This window comes from Amycolatopsis rhizosphaerae (assembly GCF_007713715.1).
Classification (GTDB): domain Bacteria; phylum Actinomycetota; class Actinomycetes; order Mycobacteriales; family Pseudonocardiaceae; genus Amycolatopsis_E; species Amycolatopsis_E rhizosphaerae.
Map to the genome: position 1 here is coordinate 1 of NZ_VJWX01000577.1, position 4,338 is coordinate 4,338.

The window sequence follows — 4,338 nt, forward strand, 5'->3', positions numbered from 1 at the left end:
CGGGGTGTCCATGCGGGGCGCGGGCGGGCACCACATCGGCGAGGTCGGGCACATGGTGGTGCGGCCCGGCGGGCGGCGCTGCTACTGCGGTTCCTACGGCTGCTGGGAGACCGAGGTGGGGGAGCGGGCCCTGTGCCGGGCGCTGGGGCTCGACGAGGACTCGCCGATGGGCACCATCGTGGCCGAACTGCGGACCGTGACGGCAGGCGGCGACGAGGCACTGGCCCGGCTGGACGAGTTCGCCGAGTGGCTCGCGCTCGGCCTGGGCAACGTGGTCAATCTGCTGTGCCCGCAGCTCGTCGTCCTCGGGGACCTGTTCACCGCGCTGCCCCCGGTACTCGTCGAGCGGGTCGAGCGGGTGGTGCGGCAGCGCAGCCTGGTCAGCCGTGCCGTGGGCGGCACCCGCGTGGTGACCTCTTCACTCGGTTCCGACGCGAAGCTGCTGGGCGCCGCCGAACTGGCCTTCGAAACCGTGCTCGCCGACTGGTGACCCCCGGCACACCCGTGGTTTCAGAGTTCGAGGGTGGCTTCGGCGGCGCAGGCCGCCCGGCAGGGCCATGGCTGGTCGCAGGCGCGGCACCGGGTGCCGCCGCGAAGGTGGCGGGCCAGGGTCTGGACCGCGGTGTGCCGGTAGTGCTCCAGCAGCTCCTCCCAGGAATCCCCGGACCGGGGCGCGGGTCTTGGGCCGGTGTCCTCCGGCAGGTCCTTCAGAGGACTTTCCGACATGGGCTCCGACATGCGCTCTGACACTGCAATCACGACCTTTCGGCTGTCCCGGAGGGTTGGTCGGGGACTGGGACGCCGTGACGACATCGTAGAGCCGGGCGGCCACCGGTGGTGGTGGAATTCACAGAACATAACCCTTTCGGCGGTTAGGGAAGGTACCGGCGGGCACCCTTCACCGGTGTTCGGCGGTGTGCACCGTGTACACCCTGGCCGAACTGGCCGAACGAGCTCAGCCGCCCGCCATCGCTCCCATGACGAGGAACGGCTCGTGCCCGCTGACCACCGGCGCGGGCAGGGGCGTGTCCGGTGGCTCGTGCGAGAGGTCCTCTTCGCAGGCGAAGAACCGGACGAAGGCCCGGCGTTTCCTGCTCGTCCGGTCCCGGATCGTGCCCCGCAGCATCGGGTATCGCGCCTCCAGCGCGTCGAGTACCGCCCGGAGGGTGACTTCCCCGTCGACCTCGAGGCGGACCTCGCCGTCGATCCGGGCGAGGATCCGCAGGTGAGCCGGCAGCACGACCCGGATCATGGCAGCGTCTGCACCTCCACCGACAGCACGGCGGGCAGGTCCCGCACGATCGGCGCCCAGGTGTTCCCGGCGTCGGGGGAGGCGTAGACCTGGCCGCCGGTGGTGCCGAAGTACACGCCGCAGTCGTCCAGGGAATCCACCGCCATCGCGTCCCGCAGGACGTTCACGTAGCAGTCACGCTGGGGCAGGCCCTCGGTGAGCGGTTCCCACTCCCCGCCGCCGCTGCGGCTGCGGTACACGCGCAGCCTGCCTTCGGGCGGGAAATGTTCGTAGTCGCTCTTGATGGGCACCACGTAGACGGTGTCCGGATCGTGGGCGTGCACGTCGATGGCGAAGCCGAAGTCGGTGGGCAGGTCCCCGCTGATTTCCCGCCAGTGCTCCCCGGCGTCGTCGGAGCGCATCACGTCCCAGTGCTTCTGCATGTAGAGCGTGTCCGGGCGGGCCGGGTGCTGCACGAGCCGGTGGACGCAGTGCCCGACCTCGGCGTCGGGATCCGGGATGCCCTCGGAGCGCAGGCCCTGGTTGATCGGCTGCCAGGTCTTGCCCGTGTCGTCGCTGCGGAAGGCGCCTGCGGCGGAGATGGCCACGAAGATCCGCGCGGGATCGGCCGGGTCCAGCTTGATCGTGTGCAGGCACATGCCCCCGGCCCCGGGCTGCCAATGCGGCCCGGAGCCGTGGTTGCGCAGCCCCGGCAGTTCCTGCCAGGATGCGCCGCCGTCGACGGACCGGAACAGCGCCGCATCCTCCACCCCCGCGTACACCAGATCGGGGTCGGCCGGGGAGGGCTCGAAGTGCCACACCCGCGCGAACTCCCAGGGATGCGGTGTGCCGTCGTACCACTGGTGCGTGCCCGGCTGCCCCTCGTAGGTGAACTCGTTGCCCATCGGCCGCCAGGTGCGGCCGCCGTCGTCGGAGCGCTGGACGACCTGGCCGAACCAGGAGTTGGACTGCGAGGCGAACAACCGGTCCGGCTCGGCCGGGGAGCCGGTGACGTGGTAGATCTCCCAGCCGCCGAAGTGGGGGCCGCCGACCTCCCACTCGCGGCGCTTGCCGTCCGAGGTCAGCACGAAGGCGCCCTTGCGCGTGCCGACCAGTACCCGTACGCCGGTCATCGCCACTCCTTTCGGAACCTCCCCCCAACCTAGGCACCCCCCGGCAGGCCCGTCTTCTCCAATCTTGCGCTTTCGCGGCCGTCGGGGGCGGGTATCCGGGCCGCATGCGTACCTCGCCGGACGTGCGGTGGTGACGGGATGACCGCCGGGCACCGCACCTTTCCGCGCACCGCGGCCCTGGAAATCGAGGCCTGGGGACCGACCAGGGAGGACTGCCTTGCCGAGGCGGCCCTCGCACTGGTGGAAAGCTTCGCCGTCGTCACCGGCCGGGCGCACACCCGCACGATCAGCGCGGACCTGCTGGTCGCCACCGGGGAGGAGGCGCTGATCGCGCTGCTCGACGAGATCATCTACCGGCTCGACACCGAGGACGTGCTTCCGGTCGGAGTGCGGGTTCTGTGGAGTGACACCGGAATCGAGGCGCGGCTGGCGGTGGTGGACCGGCGGGAGGCCGAGATCACCGGCCCGGCGCCGAAGGCGGTGGCGTGGCACGGCCTCCGCTTCGCCGAGGACGAGGCGGGCACCTGGCGCTGCCTCGCCACCATCGACCTGTGAAGCCGTGCCACGCCTCCCGGCCCGTCGCCGCGCCGGAGCCCCGGGTCAGCCGACGGGGCCTTCGGCGAGGGTGACGGTGGCGGTGCGCTCGTGGCCCGCCTGGTTGAGCCAGCCCACACCGACCTTGTCGCCCGGGTGGAAGCGGTCCATCAGGCCGGTCAGCGTGGAGGCCGAGTCGACGGCATGGCCGTCGAAGGTGGTGAGCGTGTCGCCCACGGCGATTCCCGCGTGTGCGGCCGGGCCACCCGCGACGACCTGCTGGATCACCGCGCCCGAGACGGAGTCGTTGATCGCGACGCCGAGGAAGGCGGACTTCCCGAGGTGCACCGTTTCCGACGCCGCCCCGGACACGATCTGCCGGGCGACGCTCAGCGCCTGGTTGATGGGCATGGCATAGCCGATGCCGCCGCCCTCGCCGCCGGGCCCGCCGGTGGCGGCGGCGGTGGTCATGCCGATCACCCTGCCGGTGCTGCCCGCCAGCGCCCCGCCCGAGTCACCGGACTGGATGTTGGCGCTGACCTGGATCAGCCCGCTGAGCTGTTCGGTGTTGCCGGTGGACTCGTCGAGGGCGTTGACCGACTGGTTCAGCGCGCTCACCTTGCCGGGAGCGGGGACGGGCGTGCCCCCGGCGCCGCCCGCGTTGCCGAGCGCGACGATGGAGTCCCCGACCGCGACCCGGGACGAGTCGCCGAGGGGGACGGTGGGAAGCCCGGACGCGCCGTCCAGCTTGAGCACGGCGACGTCGCGGGTGCGGTCGTAGCCGATGACGGTGGCCCCGTAGGTCCTGCCGTTGCCCACGGCGGTCGCCCGGATGCTGGTGGCCCCGGCGACCACGTGGTTGTTGGTGAGTACTTCCCCGTTCGGGGTCAGCACCATGCCGGTACCCGCGGCCTGCTGGCCCCGGTAGCCGAGGGTGGTGTTGATGTTCACCAGGCCCGGATTGACCTTGTTCGCGATCGCCTGGGTGCTCAGCGGCGCCGCGACCTGCTGTCCGGTGCCGCTGTGCTGCACAAGGCTCAGCTGGGCATGACCGGGAACGGACTGGGGCGTCGCGGCGACGAGGAAGGCGAATCCGAGCAGCACGGTCGCCAGGACCGCACCGAGCACGAGACCGAGCGTCCGGAGCGGCCGGGGCGAACCCGGCCGTGAGGGCGGCTGGTAATAGCTCATGCTTCCAGTGAACGCCCAACGGCTCGAAACCGCCTGCGCAGCTTCCGTGAAGCGGCCGGGGAACCGTCTTGCTCGTCACGCTGGGCTGCGGTGGCCGTACGCAGGGCGCGAGGAGGGAGCACCACATTCGCTTGTCCCGGCCTGACAATCCGGACCGGACCGCTCACCCGGATGGGAGAAGCGAGGGCGGGGGAGGGCGGCGTTATGGTCCACGCCACTGCCGTCCGGGAGCCCGATCGGGGATCGGTG

Annotated in this window: 6 protein-coding genes; 2 read left to right on the forward strand and 4 right to left on the reverse strand. The window is 71.6% G+C overall.

Translation table 11 applies throughout. The features are described 5' to 3' along the window. Positions 1–490 (forward strand): ROK family protein (locus tag FNH05_RS33435; protein ID WP_144592853.1); only part of this gene is annotated, 490 nt, incomplete at its 5' end. Positions 491–510: 20 nt separating this feature from the next. On the opposite strand, the gene FNH05_RS33440 is transcribed toward FNH05_RS33435, so the two are convergent. The 3 genes from FNH05_RS33440 to FNH05_RS33450 form a co-directional block, all read right to left on the reverse strand. Beyond that, complete coding sequence (locus FNH05_RS33440; RefSeq protein WP_144592854.1) at positions 511–726, reverse strand: hypothetical protein; 216 nt, start codon at positions 724–726, stop codon at positions 511–513. 229 nt (positions 727–955) lie between these two features. Further along, positions 956–1,252, reverse strand: coding sequence for a MoaD/ThiS family protein (locus FNH05_RS33445; RefSeq protein ID WP_144592855.1), 297 nt, complete (start codon positions 1,250–1,252; stop codon positions 956–958). Continuing rightward, positions 1,249–2,364 carry a WD40/YVTN/BNR-like repeat-containing protein gene (locus FNH05_RS33450; RefSeq protein ID WP_144592856.1) on the reverse strand — a complete coding sequence of 372 codons (1,116 nt, stop codon included), beginning with the start codon at positions 2,362–2,364 and terminating at the stop codon, positions 1,249–1,251. Before FNH05_RS33450 ends, FNH05_RS33445 begins: the two co-directional genes overlap by 4 nt. 138 nt (positions 2,365–2,502) lie before the next feature. Here FNH05_RS33450 and FNH05_RS33455 point away from each other — a divergent pair, with 138 nt between their 5' ends. Continuing rightward, a complete protein-coding gene (locus tag FNH05_RS33455; protein ID WP_144592857.1) occupies positions 2,503–2,919 on the forward strand; it encodes an archease in 417 nt (138 codons plus the stop codon). 45 nt (positions 2,920–2,964) lie between these two features. On the opposite strand, the gene FNH05_RS33460 is transcribed toward FNH05_RS33455, so the two are convergent. Then, positions 2,965–4,089, reverse strand: a complete 1,125-nt coding sequence (locus FNH05_RS33460) for a S1C family serine protease (RefSeq protein WP_144592858.1) — start codon at positions 4,087–4,089, stop codon at positions 2,965–2,967. Positions 4,090–4,338 lie beyond the last annotated feature (249 nt).

Coding starts and splice junctions, on each gene's coding strand:
- FNH05_RS33440 (WP_144592854.1), bottom strand. CDS start 726: ATGTCGGAAAGTCCTCTGAAGGACCTGCCGGAGGACACCGGCCCAAGA.
- FNH05_RS33445 (WP_144592855.1), bottom strand. CDS start 1,252: ATGATCCGGGTCGTGCTGCCGGCTCACCTGCGGATCCTCGCCCGGATC.
- FNH05_RS33450 (WP_144592856.1), bottom strand. CDS start 2,364: ATGACCGGCGTACGGGTACTGGTCGGCACGCGCAAGGGCGCCTTCGTG.
- FNH05_RS33455 (WP_144592857.1), top strand. CDS start 2,503: ATGACCGCCGGGCACCGCACCTTTCCGCGCACCGCGGCCCTGGAAATC.
- FNH05_RS33460 (WP_144592858.1), bottom strand. CDS start 4,089: ATGAGCTATTACCAGCCGCCCTCACGGCCGGGTTCGCCCCGGCCGCTC.